A 20,106-nucleotide genomic window follows, 5' to 3' on the forward strand; every position below is an offset into this window, starting at 1 on the left:
GCCCAACGCTATTCGCCCTCGCGCTCGAGTACGTCGGCCACATGCTCGGCGATGGCCATACTGGAGGTGGCCGCGGGGGAGGGCGCGTTGCGGACCGCGGTGATCGGGCCGAGGCGGTGGATGCGGAAATCGTCGACGAGGTCCCCGCCGGCGTCGACGGCCTGCGCCCGCACGCCCGACCCGGCCCGGAACACATCGTGGACGCCGATATCCGGGACATACCGTTGCGCCGCGCGCATATACGCTCGCGCCGACAGTGAGCCGTGCACTTCACGCACCCCGGTGCGCCAGTGCCGGCGCGCCATTCGCCAAGTCCCGGGCCAGGTCGAGAGGTCGCGCAGGTCCCGCGCGGAGACCGCGGACCTGCGATATCCCTCGCGGGCGAAGGCGAGCACCGCGTTCGGCCCCACCTCGACCTCGCCGTTCACCCGGCGGGTGAAGTGCACGCCGAGAAAGGGATACCGCGGATCGGGCACCGGATAGATCAGCCCGCGCACCAGCTCCTTCTTCTCCGGCCGGACCAGCATGTATTCGCCCCGGAACGGAACGATTCTGGGCCCCGGCCGGTCTCCGGCCAGTCCGGCCACGGTGTCGCTGTGCAGGCCCGCGCACACGATGAGCCGATCGACCACGATCGCCGCGGCGTCCGAGCCGATGCGGATGCCGTTCGAGGCGCGCGTGACGGCGGTGACCGGGAACGACAACCGGATCTCTCCGCCGGCGGCGGTGATCTCGTCGGCGAAGGCGGCGGCGATGCGGGGATAGTCGGTGATGGCGGTGTGCGGCGAATACAGCGCGGCCAGACCCGTCGCATGCGGTTCGATCTCGCGGATCTCGCCGGCATCGATGCGCCGCAGTCCCGGCACGGCGTTGCTGCCCGCTCGTTCGGCCAGCGCGTCCATCCGCACCACGTCGTCCGGGGTGACGGCGACGACCAGTTTGCCGACCTCGTCGTAGGGCAGCTGCTTCTCGGCGCAGTAGTCGCGCAGCAGCTGCCGCCCGCGGGCACAGAGGGTGGCCTTCAGAGAGCCCGGTTCGTAATAGATTCCGGCATGGACGACTCCGGAGTTGTGCCCGGTCTGATGGCCCGCGACCCGGTCCTCCTTGTCCACGACGACGACCCGGGTGCCGGGCCGGCGGCGGACGAGTTCCCGGCCGATCGCCAGTCCGATGATGCCGGCGCCGATGATGCCGACGGTCTGCTCCGGCACGCTCACTCCCACTCTCACCCGAGATCGGCCATTGCGCTCGTGGTCAATGTACGGGCGGTCTCCGGCGATCGCGTTTCCGGGGCCGATCGGGCGCCGCGGCGGTGTCGGCTACCGCCGAGACCGGTTTCGCGTGAACATCGTGGCCGCCGCGAGGACACCCAGTGCGCCGAGCACGATGCCGATACTGCCCAGCCATCGTGCCGTGGTGTCGGTTTCGTGTTCCTCGGCCGCGGCGGCGGCGTGGACGTCGCCGTGGTTGTGCGCCCCGCCCGCGTGTGCCGGCGCCAATGCCAGTGTCGGAGCGGGGAATTCGGGTTCGCTGTCCCCGGAGGAGGGTTGGTCCCATCGCACGACCCGGCCGTCGGCGTAGGTCTGGGTGGCGGGCAGGGTGACGGTGTCGGCATCCGGTAGTCCGTCGGCCAGTATGGAGAACTGTTCGAACTGCCCGGCCTCGATGCCGCTGCCGGTATCCGCCATCCAGGTGACGGCGACGACCCTGTGGTTGTCGTTGCGGGTGACCTTGGTCTTCCAGCCCGGCACGGGTTCGGTTTCGGCTTCGGTCAAGGCCGGAAGCTGCACGCTCAATTGGGTGGTGGCGCTACCGGTGGCCGATTCGTTGGGTACCCGGAAGGTCAGCACCGCCGAACCGCCGCGCGCCGCGTCCGGACCGGAGACGGTGACGTGAGCGAGAGCCGGGGCGGCCGCGAGGATTGTGGCCCCCGCGGCGGCGACACCGGCGCGTGCGGTGCGGCGGAACCAGGAATCGTTCATAACGCGGTCACTCCTTCGCGAAGGGAAAACGGAGACAACCTGTGCTGATCGTGTGCACGATATCCCGGAAGGGCTGCGCCGGCGCCGATCCCGGCGGATTGCGCTGGGCGCCTTCGCTGTTCCGCCGGCGGCCCCGCACCCGATACCCGGCAGATCACCGGATATCGGGATGCGGGTGCCGCGTCGTCTCGCTATCTCACTTCGCGGGGAACGGGGAGTTCACCGTGGTGAAGTACTGGGCCGCGGCCAGGACCGCGACCGGGGCGGTGACCAGCAGCTGACCCGCGAGGGTGCCCAGCGCGCCGATGGCCACGATGCCGCCGAGGCAGCCCACCACCGCGGCCGGTACGAACGGGCCGAACATGCCGACGATGGTGGCCGCCGCGATGGTCGCGCCCGCGATTCCGCCCAGGACGCAGCCGATTCCGGCGCCACCGATGCCACCCACCAGGGTGCCGATGGAAGCGCCGGCGCTGAGGGTGCTGGTCATCCGGCTCCACGCGGCCTGCTCCCGGTCGTACGGGGTCTTCCACGGCGCGCTGTCCTCGAACGGCATCGCGACCGGCTGGTAGGCCGCGTGCGCGAGGTCGAACTTCGGCGTGAGGGTCGCGGTGCGGTCGTGGATCCGCGCCTCGATCGGGAAGACGAAATCGTCGACCCGGAACGAGAGCTGCGTTCCGGCCAGGACCGTGCCGTCGGCCGCCTTGACGGTGAATACGCCGTCGTCGGCCGACAGCGATCCGGCATCGGTGGAGATGACGGTGCCGGTCGGCGTGGTGGTCGTCTGGAAGCCCACCGCGCCGGCGTCGGTGGGGGCGGCGCCGGCGGTGGCCGTGCTCAGGCCCAGGGCGGCGGCGACGAGGGCGGCGGTGGCGGCGATGTTCTTGATTCCCATGGTGATGAATCCCTTTGCGGTATCAGGTAAAAGAAAGTTGCTGTAGGTGTGCCGACTGCGCCGAATATGGGCATGATGCAGCCCCGGACGACCGCAAGCGGTACGTCCTGCGTATTGCGGCGCAATCGGTGATGCCGGCCGATCGCTGTCGGCGGCTGTTACGACCCGGCCGAGCGCGCGGTCCATCGCACGGGCGACGCGGTGGTGCTCGCGTGCGCGGGAATGATGGTGCGGCGCAACCGAATTACCTCGGCCGGTGTCGTAACCGAGTGCGATTCAGAACCTCAGACGACTGCTCCCCGGCGTCGTCCCGCGATCAGGCCGAGGATGACATCGACGATCAGGAACGCGAGCAGGCTCACGCCCAGCACCGGTGCGAACCAGCCGATCCCCACGGTGACCGCGATCAGTGGCACGCTGATCCACAGCGGCGCCCGCCGCAGCACACCGCGTGCCGGTACCCGCCCGAAGGTGAACGGGCCGTCCGCGCGGGTCGGCCGTCGTCGCCACCACATCAGATAGCCGCGTCCGATCACGGTGATCAGCGCGATCATCGTGGCCAGCAGCAGCAGTTGATTGCCGAGGCCGAACAGCATGCCCATATGCAGCGCGATGCCCCAGTTGGCGAGTTTGGCCATCAGCGGCCAGTCCGCGTAGCGCAGGATGTCGGTGACATCGCCGGTCCTACCGTCCACGGCGATCGCGTCCTGGGTGTAGACCCCGGGCAGGCGGCGCTCCTTGACGGTGAAGGCGGTGGTGTCCTTCGCCGGGACGGAGATCTCGACCGGACCGTCGATTCCGTGTCCGCGGGCCACCGCGAGGACCTTGTCCGCCTGGGCGGCGCGGTCGGCGGGAACGGGCATCGACATGGCGTGTCCGCCGGTGTGTTCGGCGTGTTCGCCACCGGCCGGCATCGACGGCATCGGTGCACCCGGCAGCGCCGTGTCGACGACCGGCGTGGTCCAGCTCAATTGCTGCCGCAGCGACGTGATGTGCTGCCCCGCGTGCAACGACCAGGTCAGGCCCGTGGCCGAGAGGAACAGCAGCGGCAGCAGAATCCACATGCCGACCGTGGCATGCGCACCGACGCTGCGCGGGCGACCGGCCTTCGACCGGTCCGGCCACAGCAGCCGCCGCAGCGAGCCACGGGAGCGGCGCAGCCACATCACCACACCGGCCAGCGCGATGATCCACATCCACGAGGCGGCCATCTCGCTGTAGAGCCGGCCCACATCGCCGAGATGCAGGTTGCGATGCAGCACATCGATCCAGGTGCGCATGGGTAGCGCACCCGTACTGCCGTACACGACGCTGTCGCCCACGGACGTCGCGGTCGCCGGGTCGACGAAGACGGCGCGGCGCTCGGATTCACCGAGGCTCGGATCGGTGAAGATCACGCGGGTGGTGTCGCCCGCGAGCTGCGCCGGGTCGACGGCGACCAGCGCGAGTCCCGGTTCGGCGGCCACACCCGCCCCGATCTGCTCCGACAGCGGCCGCGCCGGGCCACTCGAATCCACATGCAGCAGGTCGCGATTCACGATCGACTCGAGGCTGGGGGCGACCGCGTACAGCGCCCCGGTCACCGCCGCGATCAGGATGAACGGCGCGACGAAGACGCCGGCATAGAAGTGCAGCCGCATGGCCAGCGCCTGCACCGCTCGTGCGGTGCCGGACCCAGACGGTCGCGACCGATCGGCCGAACCGGGTGGTGACTGCTGCGCCGCCTCGGGCGGCGACTTCTCCGGCTGCGGCGGCTCGGTGCCGGCAGCCGGAATATCGGTGATGCTCACTGGTAGTGCTCCTGTTCGAGGGCACCCACATGGCTGTGCGCGAAAACCGCGTGGCTCGCAACTGTATCCGGGATCGGCGTGGTCTCGGGTTCCGCCGCACTGGGACTAAGGCGGCACCCGCTTCCGAGACAGCCGAATACGCGCCGGGACGACGCGGTTCGGATTCACCCGCAGAGTTTCGGTGCGGACGATACGCCGCCCGATCCCGCGGTCGAAGCACCCGAAATGCTGCGCCGGTTACCCGGAACGCACTGTCGGCGAGAAGGATTCGCGAATGTGGGTGATGAGATGTATCAGCAAGACGCAGCGAGCGGGGGTCCGCGAGTGCGGAAGGTCTCGGTGGGGAAGATTCGCAGGATCACCCGGTCACGGTGAACACTGCGCGGAAGAATCGGTTCGTCGACGGCCGGGAGGCTGACCGGGACGGGCAGCGCCCGCACGACGGCGGTGCCGATCCGGTAGGCGGCCTCGGCGCCGAGAATGACGACGGCGGCGCACACCGCGCCGACCAGGTGGGCGCCCAGCATGGCGGGCGTCCACAGCGGCATATCGTGCATCTGCGCCATATCGGCCGACATCACCAGATGGCCGATCAGCTGCCCGCCCCACAGGGCCGCGACGAGTCCGACGGCGGTGGTGCGCAGTGGCGCCAGCCCCGCGACGAGCGCGCCGACCACGGTGGAGGCGGCCACGAGCAGCATCAGGGTGCTGGACTGCACCGGCATCCCGCCCGCCGCCCATCCGTGCGCGGCGATCGACAGGGCGCCCGATACGGATCCGGCCGACGCGCCCCGCAACCGCGCCACCGCGGCCCGACGCGCACGCGTCGACACCTGGGCGCGGGCCGATGCGCGGCCGGACGGGGGAAACACGAGCTGAATGATAGCCGACCGCTTCGAAGCGAATTCACAGATACGTTCGACTCTTCCCGCGTGGACGCTCCGCGGAAACACGATCGGCCCGGGAGTCGAAACTCCCGGGCCGATCGGTGCCGGTGAACTCAGTCGCCGGTGACGTCCATTTCGGTCAGCGGCTTGCGCAGCAGCTTGCCGGTGGCGTTGCGAGGCAGCTCGTCGAGGAAGATCACCTCGCGCGGCACCTTGTAACGCGCGAGGTTCGCCTTCACGTAGTCCTTGATCTCCTGGGCGTCGCGCTTGGAGTCGGGACCCGGCACGACGAAGGCGCGCAGGCGCTTTCCGAATTCCTTGTCGTCGACACCGACGACCGCCGCCTCCTGCACGTCGGCGCGATCGGCGATGAGGTGCTCGACCTCCTGCGGGAAGACGTTCTCGCCGCCGGAGACGATCATGTCGTCGTCGCGGCCGTCGATGAACAGCAGTCCGTCCTCGTCGAAGTGCCCGACGTCGCCGCTGGACATCATGCCGTCGATGGTCTCCTTGGTGCGGCCGTCGGTGTAGGCCTTGAAGGAGTGCGCGTTCTCGATGAAGATCGTGCCGGTGACGTTCGGTTCGGTGATGCGCTTGCGGTTCTCGTCGAACAGCGCCAGCCGGATCCCGAGGGGCGGGCGTCCCGCGGTGCTCGGCGACTTGCGCAGATCCTCCGGACTCGCGACGGTGATCAGCGCGCATTCGGTGGAGCCGTACACGTTGTAGAGGACGTCACCGAAGTAGTCGAGGCTGCGCGTCACGACGTCCGGCGGGATCGCCGAGCCCGCGGCGAAAATCATCCGCAGCGAGGACATGTCGTACTTGGCGAGCGTCTCGGGCGGCAGGTCCAGCATGCGCTGCAGCATGGTCGGCACCACCACCAGCGACTCCGCCTTGTACTTGTCGATGTTGGCGAGCGTCTTCTCGGGATCGAACCGGCGCTGCTGAAAGATCATCCGGTTGCCGAGCGAGAGCCCGAGGGTGAACTGCGAGAGCCCGGTGGCGTGGAAGACCGGCGCCGCGACGACCATGGAACCGTTGCGCGGCAACGGAATTCGATCCAGGAACTGCGCGGAGATGAACGGGCTGACCTTGTCGCGCGGCGCGCCCTTCGGGGTGCCGGTCGTGCCGGAGGTCAGAATCACCATGCCGCCCGGCTTCGTCGGCGCGCTCACCGCATCGGGGGACTGGCCCTCGCGCAGCGAATCGACGGTCGGGATCGAAGGATCGACGCTGTCGGACTCGTCCACCCAGGTCAGGATGCGGGGGATCTCGTCGGGAATGGCGCTCATCAGGTCGAAGAACTCGCTGTCGTGCAGCACCAGTTTGACCTGCTCGCGCGTAGCGACATCGGCGAACTGCGGTTTCGCGAAGCCGGTGTTCATCAATACCGCCCGCACACCGAGTTTGCCGGTGGCGGCCAGGCTCAGCACCATGCCGCGGTGGTCGCGCGCCAGCAGCGCCACCACATCACCCTCGCGCAGACCGTGTGCCGCCAGGCCGCGAGCCAGCTGGTTGGACTGCTCGTTGACCTCGGCGAAGGTCAGCTCGCCCCGCTCGTCCAGCAGCGCCGCGGACTTCGGATTGGTCTTCGCGGCGTGCATGATCACGCCGGCGAAGGGTCCGAACCTGGTGACGTTGAGCGCCGAGCTGACCGCATGGTCCGGTCGCAGCGGGCTGAACAGCCCGCGTTTGCGCATGACGTTGACCCCCAGAGCCAGATCTCCGGCCTTTCGGAGGGCAGTGCTTGCTGACGGAAGGACAGCTGACATAGGTACAACCTTCCGCGGATTCCGCCAGGCAGGCGGGACCGCAACATCGAGATCCAGTGCCTGCCAACCCTAGCAAGCAGGGGCACGCGGGTGTGGTTCGCGTCTCTGTAACCGACGGTACCGTACAACTGGTCGGGTGATCGGTTATGTGATCTGGTATTCCACCAGTGTCCGGCGCAGCAGCTTGCCGGTGGCGTTGCGCGGCAGATCGTCGAGGAACACCACGTCACGAGGCACTTTGTAACGGGCCAGGGTGCCCTTGACGTAGGCCTTGATCTCGTCCGGATCCAGGGTCGCGCCGGGCTCGGGCACGACGAAGGCGCGCAGGCGTTTGCCGAATTCCACGTCGTCCACGCCGACCACCGCGGCGTCGAAGATGTCCGCCCGCTCCAGCAGCAGGTTCTCGACCTCCTGCGGGAAGACGTTCTCGCCGCCGGAGACGATCATGTCGTCGTCGCGGCCGTCGACGAACAGCAGCCCGTGCTCGTCGAAGTGGCCGACGTCGCCGGAGGACATGTAGCCGTCGATGATCTGCTTGTGCCGACCGTCGGTATATCCCCCGAAGGGTGCGCCGGACCGAATGAATATGCGCCCCTTGACATTCGCGCCGTGCACACGCTTGCCGTTCTCGTCGAACAACGCCACCTCGCAGGTGACGGGCGCGCGGCCGGCCGTACCCGGGGCGAGGGCCAGATCGGCCGGCTGGGCCACCGTCGCCACCGCGCATTCGGTGGAGCCGTAGAGGTTGTAGAGCACCGGGCCGAACGCCTCGGTGGCGCGCACGGTCAACTCCGGGGACAGCGCCGATCCCGCCAGCACGATGGATCGCAGTGAGGACAGGTCGTACCGCTCGCGCACGGCCGGATCGAGTTCGACCATCCGATGCAGCATCGTCGGCACCGCGACCAGCAGGTCGACCTCGTGTTCGGCGATCAGGGCCAGGGTCCGCTCGGCGTCGAAGCGGCGCATCATCACCGTCGTCGCGCCCAGCGCGGTGGCGATCAGCCAGGTGGCCTGGCCCGTGCTGTGGAAGATCGGCGAGACGATGAGCATCGTGCCCTGCGCCGGGAACGGGATCCGATCGGTGATCTGTGCCGAGGCGATCGGCGAAACCGCCTCCCGGGGAGCGCCTTTCGGCAGGCCGGTGGTGCCGCTGGTGAGGATCACGAAGCCGCCCGGCTTGGCCGGCAGCGGCAGCTCGGTCGGTGGATGGGCCGCGATCAATTCCTCGATCGTTATTGCGCCCGTGGGCAATTCGGCGCCGTCGTCGACCCAGGTGATCACCCGCGGCAGCTCCGGCGGCAGCGCGTCGAGCAGGCCGACGAATTCACTGTCGTGCAGCACCACCTTCACGTGCTCGCGCTCGCAGACCTGCGCGAACTGAGGTTTCGCGAAGCCGGTGTTCATCAGCGCCAGCCGTGCCCCGGCCTTCCCGGCGGCCGCCATCGCCAGCAGCAGTCCGCGATGATCGCGCGCGAGAATGCCGATCACCGTTCCGGGTTCGACGCCGAGCGATTGCAGGCCGCGGGCCAGCCGCGTGGAGTTGTCGTCGAGTTCGCGGAAGGTCATACTCCCGTGCTCGTCGACCAGCGCGGGCCGCTGCGGCCACATCCGCGCGGCATGCCGGACCATCGTCGCCTGCGGTCCGAGCCGGCGCCCCTCCTTCGCCGACAACACCGTCTCACCCAGATTGCGCGGGTCGATCAAACCGCGCTCCCGCAGCACATTCAGCGCCCGCACGGCCTCGGTCACCTCGACCGCCTTGCGCTGCACCCCCTGCAGAATCGACCCGATACCGACGCCCACGTCAACCACCTCCACACGACCCGATCGCGTGCTGGGGACGGTAGCAGCCGCAAGTGTGACTTGGTACACACTTCCGGTCAACAGCTTGGCCTCGATTGTGGGCCGTATGGCCATGGCGAGCGGGCACGCCTGTTGCCGAATCGTTCACCGCCGGCTCGGCGGATCGGTAGCCAGGGGTTCGCCGGAGGTGGTTATGTCGAGGATGTCCACGCGGTACCCGTTCGAGAGGAGTGGATATGCGTTCGGAAGAAGGTCGTATCGACGTTCCCGGCGGGCGCGTCTGGTATCGGTCGCTCGGCGAGAACGGAACTCCGCTCCTGTGCCTGCACGGGGGGCCGGGCTTTCCGCACGATTATCTGGAGGCGCTGGCGCAGATAGCCGGTGAGCGCCGGGTCGTCTTCTACGACCAGCTCGGCTGCGGCAATTCCGATCGGCCGAGCGATACCTCGCTGTGGACCGTGGACCGGTTCGTCGCGGAACTCGTGGCCGTGCGCGCGGCGCTGGGCTTGGAGCGCGTCCATCTGCTCGGCAATTCGTGGGGCGGGATGCTGGCCCTGCAGTACACGCTCGACCGGCAGCCGGCACTGGACAGTCTGGTGCTGGTCGGTGCTCCGGCAAGTATGCCGCGGTGGTCGAGGGACTGCGCGGAACTGCTCGAGGAGGAGCCGGACGAGGTGCGAGAGACGATCCGGCGGCACGAGGCGAGCGGGTTCACCGGGTGCCCCGAGTATCAGGCCGCGACGCTCGGCTTCTATCGCAAGCATGTGTGCCGGCTGCGGCCGTGGCCGGTCGGGCTCGAACGTGCGTACGCGGCAGCGGGTTACGAGGTTTACCACACCATGATCGGACCCAGCGAGTTCACCGTGACCGGCTCGTTGAAAGAGTGGGACGTCACCGAGCGGCTGGGGGAAATCGGCGTGCCCACCCTGTTGATCGGCGGCCGGCACGACGAATGCCGTCCGGCGCATCTCGAGGATATGCGCCGCCGCATCCCCGGCTCGCGAATGGTGACCGTCGAGGACGCCTCGCACCTGTGCTTCGCCGAGCAGTGGGACACGTTCCACGCCGAGCTGACCGGCTTCCTCGCCGAGGTGGAAGGCAGGCCGGCCCAGCCGACGGCGTGAATCGACCTCGGTCCTTCGCTCGGGGTGACCTCCAGCGCCTCGAACGGGACCTACGGCACGGGATCGGGAACCGTCAGCGCCCTACCGTCGAAGGTGTACACCGAGGAGCGGCAGTGCCGCAAGGGAGGATGACACCATGAACTGGCCGACCGCCGCAGTCCTGATCGCTCTCCTCTTCACGATCATGGTCATCGTGACGACCTACCTGACCGGCCGCTTCTCCAAGCGGTAACCGGCCGTCGGCCGGTCCGGTGTAGGGCCGATCGGTGAACCGGGTGCGAGTCGGACCCCCATCGGTTTTCCGTTGTCCCGCAACTTACTTCAGCTGCGCGCTGCTCAGCTCCAGCACCCGCCGGGCCACGATCAGCTGCTGAATCTGCTGCGTGCCTTCGATGTCGTCGTTGTCGCGAATCAGTGCGGTGAACCGGTCACCGACTTGTCTTGTGGGATATACCTTCTCGGCGGTGCCGTCGACGGCGTTACACACATGCAGCATCGCGGCCTCGATTTCGCCGCGGCCGAAGTCGTCGATCGCCAAGCGGATCGAATCACACCGTGGTGACACTGAGCTGGAAAGAAGGATCGCCGATACAGCACCTGGTGGTCCTGAGTGCTGCGCCGCATTGGGACGGCGGATCGTGGTTGTCGCTGTGTGCGGTGGTCTTTGTCGCCGGCTCTCGGGTTGACGCGAAAGCGATCGGATAACGTGGGTGGATGCGGAGCGTTGAGCGTCCTTCGCGGGTGATTTTCCTCAACGGCACGTCGTGCGCGGGAAAGACCACGTTGGCGCGGGCCATCCAGGATGAGAGTGACGTCCCGTTCGTCTACTGGGGGATCGACACCTTGTTCAGTCTGGTGCCGCCGAACTGGGGTGGTGGGCGCGACGGCCGGCTCAGTCGCGACGGTTTCTGGTACGACCGGACTGGCCAGGATGCAGACGGTCATTCGGTGCTGGTCGTCCGTTACGGCCAGGTCGGGTACCGCATGCTGCGGTCGGGGTGTGCTGCGGCTGCTGAATTCGCTCGGGGTGGTGATCATCTGGTCATAGACGAGATGTTGCTTTCCCCGGATCTGCTGCCGATATGGCTGGATGAATTGGCCGGCCTGGATGTTCAACTGGTCGGTGTCACCTGTCCGCTCGCTGTCGCCGAGCAGCGGGAACTGGTTCGTGGCAAAACGATCGGGTTGGCGCGAGGCCATCTGGCCACAGTGCACGATCACGGTTTCCCCTACGACATGATTGTCGACACGACTACTGCGACGCCCGCCGAACTGGCCCGAGTTGTACTGCATCGAGAGCAGACTGCCGGCCAGTGACGTTGTTTGGCCTTGGTGGTGGTCGGTATGCGTACATGGGTGGGCGAATGCCCATCACGTAGTGACGCGTAGCGCCCTCGAGGCTGGAGGGGCGCGGAAACACAACTGGTCTTTTGACCAGCGATAATGTCGATTTTTGTTTGCTTTTTGTGTTTCGTTGCTACCAGGGGGTGGTAGCCATCGATCGGGTCGGGAATCAGAAAGAATCCATTTGAAGGAGATGAGGACGATGGGTTCATTCGGACTCGATACCAGTGTCGCCTTTACTGCCGCTCTGCGGTGGATTGAGCTGATGTTCGGAATCGACCTCGGCGTCCACTGACGGCGGCGTGTGACAGGTTGCTGACCGCCGGTAGCTCACTACCGGCGGTCAGTCCTTTGCCGGGCCGGTTTCCTGGCTTATGGGGTGGATGCGGCCTGGAAAGACTGGTATCCGAGCGATGACGGCCTAGCGGCGGCCTGAGAGGGAATCTTGATCGGAGCAGCGTGTCCAGGAACGAAAGAACCGGTGCGAGTGATGAAGCGAACCCGCACCGGTTTCCGTTGTCCCGCAACCTACTTCAGCTGCGCGCTGCTCAGCTCGAGCACCCGGCGGGCCACGATCAGCTGCTGAATCTGCTGCGTGCCTTCGAAGATGTCCAGAATCTTCGAGTCACGGCTCCACTTCTCCAGCAGGGTGCGCTGGGAGTAGCCCACCGCGCCGGCCAGTTCGACGGCCTTCAGGGTCACGTCGGTGCCCATGCGCCCGGCCTTGGCCTTGGACATGGAGGCTTCGAGGGAGTTGGGCTTCTTGTTGTCGGCCATCCACGCCGCGCGCAGGGCGAGCAGGTAGGCGGCCTCCCAATCCGATTCCATGCGAAGGAATTCCGCGGCGGCGGCGGACTGGTTGTTGGCGGGGATGTCGTAGGAGATCTCCACGCCGGACTCCTCGAGGATCTTGCGCAGTTCCTCGAGTGCGGCGCGGCCGACGCCGATGGCCATCGCGGCCACCAGCGGGCGGGTGTTGTCGAAGGTCTGCATGACCCCGGCAAAACCCTTCTCCACGTTGACTTCCGGGCTGCCGAGGATGTTGTCGGCCGGAATGCGGCAGTCCTCGAGGCGCAGTTCGGCGGTGTCGGAGGCCTTGATGCCGAGCTTGTGCTCGAGGCGAGCGACGGTGAGGCCCTTGGCATCTCGCGGCACCACGAACGACTTGATCGCCGCGCGGCCCTTGGACTTGTCCACCGAGGCCCACACCACGATGTGGGTGGCGCGCGAGCCGGCGGTCACGAAGATCTTGGTGCCGTTGAGGACCCACTCGTCACCGTCGAGCACCGCGGTGGTCGACACGGCCGCGGAGTCCGATCCGAAGGACGGTTCGGTGATGGCCATCGCCGCCCACACCTTGCCGAAGCGCTCCAGCTGCTCGTCGGTGGCGACCGCCGCGATCGCGGCGTTGCCCAGTCCCTGGTAGGGGATCGACAGCATCAAACCGACGTCGCCCCAGCAGGTTTCGAGCGCATTCAGCAGAGCCGACATGTTGCCGCCGTTGCTGTTGCCGAGCAGTTCGGTGGAGTGGCTGTCGGCGGCCTCCTCGCCGGACTTGGCCTTGCGGCCGCCGGTGGCGCCGGAGATGTCCTGGGTGCCGGAGTCGGCCAGGCCCTCCACCATGGCTGCCATGGTGTCGAGCTCCACCGGGTATTCGTGCTCGCCCAGGTCGTACTTGCGCGAGATGGGGCGGAAGATCTCGGCGGCGACCTGGTGGGCCTGGTTGGCGCTGGCCCGCAGCTTCTTGGGAAGTTCGAGATTGATCATCGGAATGTCTCCATCAATACGGTTCAGGGGGTCGAGGAGACCCGGATCAGATCAGGACGACACCTTCGGCGACGCCGATCGCCCGCAGATCGCGGTACCAGCGCTCGACCGGGTGTTCCTTGGTGTAGCCGTGGCCGCCGAGCAGCTGCACGCCGTCCAGGCCGATCTGCATGCCCTTGTCGGTGGCGAACTTGCGGGCCAGCGCCGCCTCCCGGGAGAAGGACAGCCCCTGCTCCGCGCGTGACGCACCCCGCAGAGTCACGAGCCGCAGGCCGTCGAGTTCGATGGCGATATTGGCGACCATGAACGCCACCGCCTGCCGGTGCGCGATCGGCTCGCCGAACGCCTCGCGCTCCTTCACATACGGCTTGACGTAGTCCAGTACGGCCTGGCCGGTGCCGACCGCGAGCGACGCCCAGCCCAGGCGGGCCAGTCGCACCGCGTCGGCGTATTCCTCGGCGCGCCGGGCGGCGTCGCCATCACCCAGGATGGCCTCGGCCGGAACCGCGACGTTGTCCAGGATCAGCCGGCCCAGACCGGCGGCGCGCAGGCCCATACTCGGATCGGCCTCGATCACCACACCCGGCGTATCCGATTCGACGATGAAAAGCGCGGGGCGGCCGTCGATTTCGGCGCCCACGATGAACAGCTCGGCGTCGGCGGCGGCCGGAACCAGGCTCTTGACGCCGTTGATCCGGTAGCCGCTGGGGGAGCGGGTGGCCTTGGTCTGCAGCGCGAACGGGTCGAACAGTGCCCGCGGCTCGCTGATCACGACCGAGGCCTGCGGCACGTTCTCACCCGTGAAGGCGCCCAGGTAGGTCTGCTGCTGTGCGTCCGAACCCCACTGCGACAGCGCGACGGCCACACCCGACGGGGCCAGAATCGGCAGCGCCAGGCCCATATCTCCGTGCGCGAGCGCCTCCGCGACCAGCGAGTTGGTGACCGCGCCGCGCTCGGTGGCCGCACCCTCGAGCTCCTCGGGCACGTTGATCAGCGTGATGCCCAGTTCGGCGGCGCGCTCGAGCAGATCCTTGGGCGCCTGGGCCGCGCCGTCGGCCTCGTAGGCCGCCGGGCGCAGGATCTCCGCGGCGAATTCGCGCACCGTCTCGACGATCATCTGCTGCTCGTCGGTGGGGGTGAGGTCGAAGTAGTCCTTACTGCGGGACTCGTTGGCAGGCAAGCGCTTCGGTTTACCGCCACCGGATACCTTGCCGAATGCGCGGGTGGCTGCGCCGAGCGTGCGGAAGCCGGTCTTGGTGCCCTCGTAGGTCAGCCGTTCGATGGGCTTGCGCAGGTTGTACTTCTCGGCCAGTTCGGAACCGGTAATGGTCGTCATGACCCGCATGGCCGCGCCCATCCAGTCACGCTTGACCGGGTTGAGGCCGACGGCGGAATCCGGACGTCGCTCCGTTGCGGTGTCTCGAGTGCTCATAGTCACCAGTCTTCTCGGGTATGGGTTTCGGGTGATCGGTCCCAGGATCTTACTTGCGAGTAAGTCTATCTTACTCCGGAGTAAGTAGGCAGTCGAGTGCCGATCGGTCTGTATCGATTCTCATACCCCGGCGATGTCGCGACGATCGAAAATCGGCAGCGAAGCGACCACGAAGACAGCCGCGGCCACCACGAGCCACAGATAGCCCGGCCGCAGGCCCGCGCCCATGGGGCCGTCGGACAGCGCCTGTTCGAACGGCGACCACCGGCCCCATGGGCGCACCGCGTCGACGATCTTCGACGCCGCGTACAGCACATAGGCGGCCACCGCGGCCACGCTCGCGACCGCGACCGCGACCAGGCGGCGACCGGAAGCGGCGCCGACCGCCAAGGCCAGCCCGCCGAACGGCGCGGCCAGCGCGATCATGGCGATCGATCCCGTCGCCGCGGCCCCGACGCCGATATGCATCCCGAATATCGCCGAGAACACGACAACGGAGGTGAACAGCACGGTGCCGAGCACCACCAGGCCGGTGAGCAGCACCGCGACCTGTTCCTGTACGAGCCGCACCGGCGTCACCCGCGTCACCATCAACACCTCGAGGGTCCCGGACTCCTCCTCCCCGGCGATCGCGCGGGCGCCCCGCGAGACCGAGAAGACCAGGAACAGGATGGGCAGCATGATGCTGTAGAGCTCGGTGTTGAGAAAGCCTGTGCCGGTGAGGAAGTCCTCGATCCCGAGCAGCTTCCGCAATGCCGGCGGGTAGTTGTCGACCATCTGCCGCAGCCCAGGGATGTTCGATATCGACGGCCACAGCGCCGATTCCAGCAGTACCAGCGCGACGATCCCGAGGCTCCAGCCGATCAGCCCGCGCCGTTGGTCACGCAGGCATTTGACGAACACCGTGCTGAACATCAGCTGTCCTGTCCGTAGTAGGTGAGGAAGACCTCTTCGAGATCGGGTTCGTGGCTGATCACGTCGATCACCCCGTAGGGTGCGACGAACTTCAGGAGTTCGGCCGTCGAGCCGTCCACCTCGACGTGCAGCACCGGACCGGCGCCGCTCACCGATCGCACCCCGCCGACGGCGGCCAGCAGCTGCGGTTCCGGAGGTGTGGAGGCGAAGGTGAGGTCGAGCCGCCGCAGCGATTGCGCCGCCAGTGCCGCGACCGACCGGACTTCGACCAACCGGCCCCGCCGCAGAATCGCCACCGTGTCGGCGACCGCCTGCACCTCCGACAGCACGTGCGAGGACAGGAATACGGTGCGCCCGGCGTCGCGGGCCTCTCGCAACAGAGTCAGGAATTCCCGCTGGACCAGCGGATCCAGCCCCTGGGTCGGTTCGTCGAGGACGAGTACGTCCGGTTCGCCCATGAATGCCTGCACCAACCCGACCTTCTGCCGATTGCCGTGCGACATCGCCGAGATTCGAGCCGATGTGTCCAGGTTCAGGCGTTCGGCCAATTCGCGCGGAACCGCCGGATCGACGTCGCCGCGTAGCCGGGCCAAATAGGTCAAATACCGCTCGGCGGTGAGATCCGGATAGGCGACGAACTGGCCGGGGAGATAGCCGATATGGCGCTGGGCGGCCGATCGGTCACGTCCGACGTCCGCGCCCGCGACCGTCACCGAACCGCGGCTCGGCCGCATCAGGCCGACGAGTATCCGGACGGTCGTCGTCTTACCGGCCCCGTTGGGTCCCAGGTATCCGAAGATCACTCCGGGCGGAACCTCGAGGTCCAGGTCGAGCAGTGCCGGCGCGTGACCGTAGAACTTGGTCAGGCCGCGCATCGCGAGCATCGGTGGCATGGTCCCAGACTGCGCGGCCGGGGCCGGACAGAGCAGAGCCCTGCGAACCCGTGGGGGACGGACTTATGTCACCCGCGCAGCGCCTCGAGTACGGAGTCGTGCAGCAGTCCGTTGGTGGCGACCGCGCTGCCGTGATGCGGTCCGGGGGTTCCGTCCAGGGCGGTGAAGCGGCCGCCGGCCTCGCGCACGAGCACGTCGAGCGGCGCGAGGTCCCACAGCGAGACCTCCGGTTCGGTGGCGATGTCGACCGCGCCCTCGGCGAGCAGGCAGTAGCCGAAGAAGTCGCCGTAGCCGCGGGTGCGCCACACCTGATCGGTCAGGTCGATCAACTGCTCACGCAGGCCCAGGTCTCGCCAGCCGGACAGGCTGGAGATCGCGAGACTGGCCGAATTCAGCCCGCCGACCTCGGAGACCGTGATCGGCTTCGGCTCCCCGTCCTCGAAACGGGTCCACGCGCCGGAACCCGTTGCGGCCCACCAGCGTCGGCTCAACGCGGGCGCGCTGACGACGCCGACGACCGGAACGCCGTCCTGCAACAGCGCGATCAGACTGGCCCACACCGGAACTCCGCGCACGAAGTTCTTGGTGCCGTCGATCGGATCGATCACCCACTGCCGTCCGATGAACTCGGCCTCACCGCCGAACTCCTCACCGAGCACGGCGTCGTGCGGACGCCGCTCGATGAGAATGTCGCGCAGCGACCGCTCCACCGCCAGATCCGCGTCCGAGACCGGGGTCAGATCCGGTTTGCTGTTCACCTTCAGGTCGAGGGCGCCGAAACGATCACGGGTGATCGCATCGGCCGCATCGGCCAACAGCAGGGCAAGGTCGAGATCGCCGGCATGATCGGTCACACGGCCACCGTAATGGGCGCAGCCGATCGGAGCCATTCGCGGTCTCGCCGGGGCCACGCGCTACTGCTGCGGATTCCAGACCGCGGGCCAGTCCTTACCGCGGAAGGCCGCATCGATGCCGCCGTCGCAGAAGATCACCGAGCCCACGAAGAAACCGGCCTTGTCCGACAGCAGGAAGGCCGCGAGGTCGGCGATCTCCTCCGGGCGACCGGGCCGCCCGATCGGGGTCATGGCGAGGAACTGCTTCATGCCCTCCCCGGTGAGCGCGTCCTTGCTGCCCTCCTGGGTCATCGGGGTGTCGATGATGCCGGGCGCGATGGCGTTGAGGCGGATGCCGTCGGCGATGTACTCCGCCGATTTCGTCCGCGCGTACCAGGCCAGGGCCGCTTTCGTCGCCGGGTAGGCCTGGATCGCGCCCAGGTCGCCGAACGATTCGGCGATGCCGCGGGCACGTTCCTCGTCGCCGGCCAGGCAGGCCTCGGCCAGTTCCACCGGCCAGAGTGGTTGTGTCGTCGTGGAATTCGACGACACCAGCACCACCGAGGCGTTGCCGGACTCGCGCAGCAGCGGCCGCAGCCCCTCGAGCAGCGCGACCGCGCCGAAGTAGTTCACCGACACCACGAGCCCACCGGGCCGCCCGGTCGCGGCGGCGACACCGGCGAAGGGCAGGAATCCGTCCAGCCGGCCCGCACTGATCCCGGAGACCTCGGCGACCGCGTGCGCGCGTCCCTCGGCCGTGCCCAGATCGGCGGTCACCTCGGCGTCGCGCAGATCGACCCCGATGACCCGGTGCCCTTCCTTCTCCAGGTGGGCGGCGACGGCCGCCCCGATCCCCGACGCGCTCCCGGTTACGGCGATGGTCCCCATCGACCCTCCTGTTTCGGCTGGATGAAACCACGAATCAGATATTCGAATCGAGGCTAGTTGCGGGCTGCCGACGTGTGCAGGGTCGTTCCACTGAGCGGACCTGGCCGGGCGTCTGTGACCGGCCGGGCCACCGCGAGCCGTTGTTCACGCCGCGACCCGCGCCGCGGCCAAAGCGCTCGCCCACCAATGCAATTGGTCGAGCATCCCCGCTGCCGCCGCCTCGGATTCGCCCGGTGCGGTCCACCGTCCCTCGGCGTCGAACTGCTGGTAGTACCGGGGGAAGGACACGTAGTCGCGGATCGTGTGCGCGTTCAGCTCGGCGAACACCTGGCGCAGGTGGGCGATGGCGTTCAGCCCGCCGCTCGCCCCGCTGTAGCCCACGAAGCCGATCGCCTTGCGGTCCCATTGCGTGTAGTGCCAGTCGATCGCCGTCTTGATCGAGGCCGGGTAACTGCTGTTGATGTCGGGCGTGACGATGACGATCGCATCCGCGGCGTCCAGACGCCGGGTCAGATCGACTATGCCGGCGGGACGCGGCGGATTCGGTTCCATTCGCGGGGGAACCGCCGGCAGTGCGACGGGCAGATCGGCCCCGGCGAGATCGATGAGGTCGACCTCGAATCCGTCGTGCCGCCGGGCCTGTTCGGCGAACCACTCACCGACCACCGGCCCGAAGCGGCCCTCCCGGACGCTGGCGATGACAACTGCGAGCCGCATTGTGCTGCTGGACATTTCGGATCTCCTTCGGAAAGCGTCGTTCGCTGTCGTCGACTCTGCCGTCCGGGCGTGAGGCCAGGGAGCCCGCTGCGAGGGTGGTAGTGAGAGGGATACCCTCGGCGCGCCCCGCGCTGTTAGCGTCGATCTGTGAGCGATAACGAGCTGGGGCTTTTCCTGCGTACTCGGCGTGCGGCGGTCACCCCCGCCGAGGTCGGGCTTCCGGCCGGGCCCCGCCGCCGCACCCCGGGGCTGCGCCGCGCCGAACTCGCGACACTCGCCGGAGTCAGCGTCGAATATCTGATCCGGTTGGAGCAGGGCCGCGACCGGCATCCGTCGGCGAGCGTGCTGTCCGCATTGGCCGATGCCCTTCGATTGAGCCCGAGTGAGCGCGTCCAGCTGCATCGGCTGGTCAAATCCGCCGATCCCGGATTCAGCTGTACGGGCGGCGCGCTGCCCAATCGCCTGGTCCGGCCCGCGGTGCAGACCATTCTCGACCGTCTCGCACCGGCGCCCGCGGCCGTCTTCAACCGCCTCGGTGAGGTTTTGAGCTGCACCGATGGCTATCGCACGCTGGTCGGCGGCACCGGCCTGCTCGATCACGGCCTGCCCGCGGGCTACCCGCGCTGGCTGTTCACCGATCCGCGTGCCCGCATCGTCTACCCGGAGTGGGACCGTCGTGCCGATCTCGCGGTAGCCAACCTGAAGGCCGGCCCCTTTCGCTCGGATCCGACCATCGCCGCGCTCGCCGACGAGCTGACACTGCTGGCGGGTGCGGAATTCACCCGTCGTGTCGCCGACATCGCCGGGCTGCCGGATACCAGCGGTATCAGCCGGATGGACCATCCCGAGGCGGGTCCGCTGCGGCTGGCCTACGAACGGCTGGACCTGTCCGCCGACGACGACCAGTACATCCAGGTCCAGCTGCCTGCCGACGACGCGACGGCCGCGGCCCTCGATGCGCTGCTGGGCCGCCGCCCGGGTGGATTGCGCGCGGTATCGGGCTGAGCCGGCCGCCCGCCGCATCGCCCGGGCTGCCGGCGACTCGCCGCATTTCACCGCCA

18 protein-coding genes are annotated in these 20,106 nt (G+C 68.0%); 3 read left to right on the forward strand and 15 right to left on the reverse strand.

All coding sequences use genetic code 11. From position 1 onward, the window contains the following. Positions 1–8: 8 nt before the first annotated feature. From lhgO to ACPCUW_RS31860, 7 genes are all read right to left on the reverse strand, one after another. Positions 9–1,211: an L-2-hydroxyglutarate oxidase gene (lhgO, locus tag ACPCUW_RS31830; protein ID WP_423428926.1), complete on the reverse strand. Its 1,203-nt coding sequence runs from the start codon at positions 1,209–1,211 to the stop codon at positions 9–11. 108 nt (positions 1,212–1,319) lie between these two features. After that, positions 1,320–1,982 carry a YcnI family protein gene (locus tag ACPCUW_RS31835; RefSeq protein ID WP_423428928.1) on the reverse strand — a complete coding sequence of 221 codons (663 nt, stop codon included), beginning with the start codon at positions 1,980–1,982 and terminating at the stop codon, positions 1,320–1,322. 196 nt (positions 1,983–2,178) lie between these two features. Next, complete coding sequence (locus ACPCUW_RS31840; protein WP_423428930.1) at positions 2,179–2,877, reverse strand: hypothetical protein; 699 nt, start codon at positions 2,875–2,877, stop codon at positions 2,179–2,181. A 284-nt stretch (positions 2,878–3,161) separates the two neighbouring features. Then, positions 3,162–4,667 carry a PepSY-associated TM helix domain-containing protein gene (locus ACPCUW_RS31845; RefSeq protein WP_423428932.1) on the reverse strand — a complete coding sequence of 502 codons (1,506 nt, stop codon included), beginning with the start codon at positions 4,665–4,667 and terminating at the stop codon, positions 3,162–3,164. A 293-nt stretch (positions 4,668–4,960) separates the two neighbouring features. Next, positions 4,961–5,539, reverse strand: coding sequence for a hypothetical protein (locus ACPCUW_RS31850; RefSeq protein ID WP_245922365.1), 579 nt, complete (start codon positions 5,537–5,539; stop codon positions 4,961–4,963). A gap of 128 nt (positions 5,540–5,667) precedes the next feature. Then, a complete protein-coding gene (locus ACPCUW_RS31855) occupies positions 5,668–7,326 on the reverse strand; it encodes an acyl-CoA synthetase (protein ID WP_423428934.1) in 1,659 nt (552 codons plus the stop codon). Positions 7,327–7,470: 144 nt separating this feature from the next. Further along, entirely contained in the window at positions 7,471–9,141 is a 1,671-nt protein-coding gene (locus tag ACPCUW_RS31860; RefSeq protein WP_423428976.1) for an acyl-CoA synthetase, read from the reverse strand. Between the two features lie 227 nt (positions 9,142–9,368). Between ACPCUW_RS31860 and ACPCUW_RS31865 the strand changes: the two genes are divergently transcribed. After that, the gene (locus tag ACPCUW_RS31865) at positions 9,369–10,256 is read left to right on the forward strand and encodes a proline iminopeptidase-family hydrolase (protein ID WP_423428936.1); all 888 of its coding nucleotides are present in this window, start codon (positions 9,369–9,371) and stop codon (positions 10,254–10,256) included. 316 nt (positions 10,257–10,572) lie between these two features. On the opposite strand, the gene ACPCUW_RS31870 is transcribed toward ACPCUW_RS31865, so the two are convergent. After that, positions 10,573–10,794 carry a hypothetical protein gene (locus ACPCUW_RS31870; RefSeq protein WP_423428979.1) on the reverse strand — a complete coding sequence of 74 codons (222 nt, stop codon included), beginning with the start codon at positions 10,792–10,794 and terminating at the stop codon, positions 10,573–10,575. Between the two features lie 176 nt (positions 10,795–10,970). Between ACPCUW_RS31870 and ACPCUW_RS31875 the strand changes: the two genes are divergently transcribed. Beyond that, complete coding sequence (locus ACPCUW_RS31875; protein ID WP_064905975.1) at positions 10,971–11,573, forward strand: chloramphenicol phosphotransferase CPT family protein; 603 nt, start codon at positions 10,971–10,973, stop codon at positions 11,571–11,573. Positions 11,574–12,128: 555 nt separating this feature from the next. Here the strand turns inward: ACPCUW_RS31875 and ACPCUW_RS31880 are convergent. The 7 genes from ACPCUW_RS31880 to ACPCUW_RS31910 form a co-directional block, all read right to left on the reverse strand. Beyond that, a complete protein-coding gene (locus ACPCUW_RS31880) occupies positions 12,129–13,367 on the reverse strand; it encodes an acyl-CoA dehydrogenase family protein (RefSeq protein WP_063013824.1) in 1,239 nt (412 codons plus the stop codon). Between the two features lie 46 nt (positions 13,368–13,413). Beyond that, positions 13,414–14,799: an acyl-CoA dehydrogenase family protein gene (locus ACPCUW_RS31885; RefSeq protein ID WP_423428938.1), complete on the reverse strand. Its 1,386-nt coding sequence runs from the start codon at positions 14,797–14,799 to the stop codon at positions 13,414–13,416. 120 nt (positions 14,800–14,919) lie between these two features. Next, complete coding sequence (locus ACPCUW_RS31890) at positions 14,920–15,714, reverse strand: hypothetical protein (RefSeq protein ID WP_423428940.1); 795 nt, start codon at positions 15,712–15,714, stop codon at positions 14,920–14,922. Further along, complete coding sequence (locus ACPCUW_RS31895) at positions 15,714–16,607, reverse strand: ABC transporter ATP-binding protein (RefSeq protein ID WP_423428941.1); 894 nt, start codon at positions 16,605–16,607, stop codon at positions 15,714–15,716. The genes ACPCUW_RS31890 and ACPCUW_RS31895 overlap by 1 nt, the downstream gene beginning before the upstream one ends. Positions 16,608–16,675: 68 nt before the next feature. Further along, positions 16,676–17,461: a histidinol-phosphatase gene (gene hisN, locus ACPCUW_RS31900; RefSeq protein WP_423428942.1), complete on the reverse strand. Its 786-nt coding sequence runs from the start codon at positions 17,459–17,461 to the stop codon at positions 16,676–16,678. A gap of 60 nt (positions 17,462–17,521) precedes the next feature. Then, positions 17,522–18,328 (reverse strand): SDR family oxidoreductase, encoded by an 807-nt coding sequence (locus ACPCUW_RS31905; RefSeq protein ID WP_423428944.1) that lies wholly within the window; start codon positions 18,326–18,328, stop codon positions 17,522–17,524. A 144-nt stretch (positions 18,329–18,472) separates the two neighbouring features. After that, positions 18,473–19,060, reverse strand: a complete 588-nt coding sequence (locus ACPCUW_RS31910) for an NADPH-dependent FMN reductase (RefSeq protein WP_423428946.1) — start codon at positions 19,058–19,060, stop codon at positions 18,473–18,475. A gap of 132 nt (positions 19,061–19,192) precedes the next feature. On the opposite strand from ACPCUW_RS31910, the gene ACPCUW_RS31915 reads away from it, so the two are divergent. Beyond that, the gene (locus ACPCUW_RS31915; protein ID WP_423428947.1) at positions 19,193–20,050 is read left to right on the forward strand and encodes a helix-turn-helix domain-containing protein; all 858 of its coding nucleotides are present in this window, start codon (positions 19,193–19,195) and stop codon (positions 20,048–20,050) included. The last annotated feature ends 56 nt before the right edge of the window (positions 20,051–20,106 follow it).

Source organism: Nocardia sp. AB354 (assembly GCF_049538315.1).
GTDB classification, from domain to species: domain Bacteria; phylum Actinomycetota; class Actinomycetes; order Mycobacteriales; family Mycobacteriaceae; genus Nocardia; species Nocardia nova.

Excerpts from the sequence above, each read along its gene's own strand:
- ACPCUW_RS31835 (WP_423428928.1), bottom strand. The coding sequence starts at position 1,982 with ATGAACGATTCCTGGTTCCGCCGCACCGCACGCGCCGGTGTCGCCGCC.
- ACPCUW_RS31840 (WP_423428930.1), bottom strand. The coding sequence starts at position 2,877 with ATGGGAATCAAGAACATCGCCGCCACCGCCGCCCTCGTCGCCGCCGCC.
- ACPCUW_RS31855 (WP_423428934.1), bottom strand. The coding sequence starts at position 7,326 with ATGTCAGCTGTCCTTCCGTCAGCAAGCACTGCCCTCCGAAAGGCCGGA.
- ACPCUW_RS31865 (WP_423428936.1), top strand. The coding sequence starts at position 9,369 with ATGCGTTCGGAAGAAGGTCGTATCGACGTTCCCGGCGGGCGCGTCTGG.
- ACPCUW_RS31875 (WP_064905975.1), top strand. The coding sequence starts at position 10,971 with ATGCGGAGCGTTGAGCGTCCTTCGCGGGTGATTTTCCTCAACGGCACG.
- ACPCUW_RS31880 (WP_063013824.1), bottom strand. The coding sequence starts at position 13,367 with ATGATCAATCTCGAACTTCCCAAGAAGCTGCGGGCCAGCGCCAACCAG.
- ACPCUW_RS31885 (WP_423428938.1), bottom strand. The coding sequence starts at position 14,799 with ATGAGCACTCGAGACACCGCAACGGAGCGACGTCCGGATTCCGCCGTC.
- ACPCUW_RS31890 (WP_423428940.1), bottom strand. The coding sequence starts at position 15,714 with ATGTTCAGCACGGTGTTCGTCAAATGCCTGCGTGACCAACGGCGCGGG.
- ACPCUW_RS31895 (WP_423428941.1), bottom strand. The coding sequence starts at position 16,607 with ATGCCACCGATGCTCGCGATGCGCGGCCTGACCAAGTTCTACGGTCAC.
- ACPCUW_RS31905 (WP_423428944.1), bottom strand. The coding sequence starts at position 18,328 with ATGGGGACCATCGCCGTAACCGGGAGCGCGTCGGGGATCGGGGCGGCC.
- ACPCUW_RS31910 (WP_423428946.1), bottom strand. The coding sequence starts at position 19,060 with ATGTCCAGCAGCACAATGCGGCTCGCAGTTGTCATCGCCAGCGTCCGG.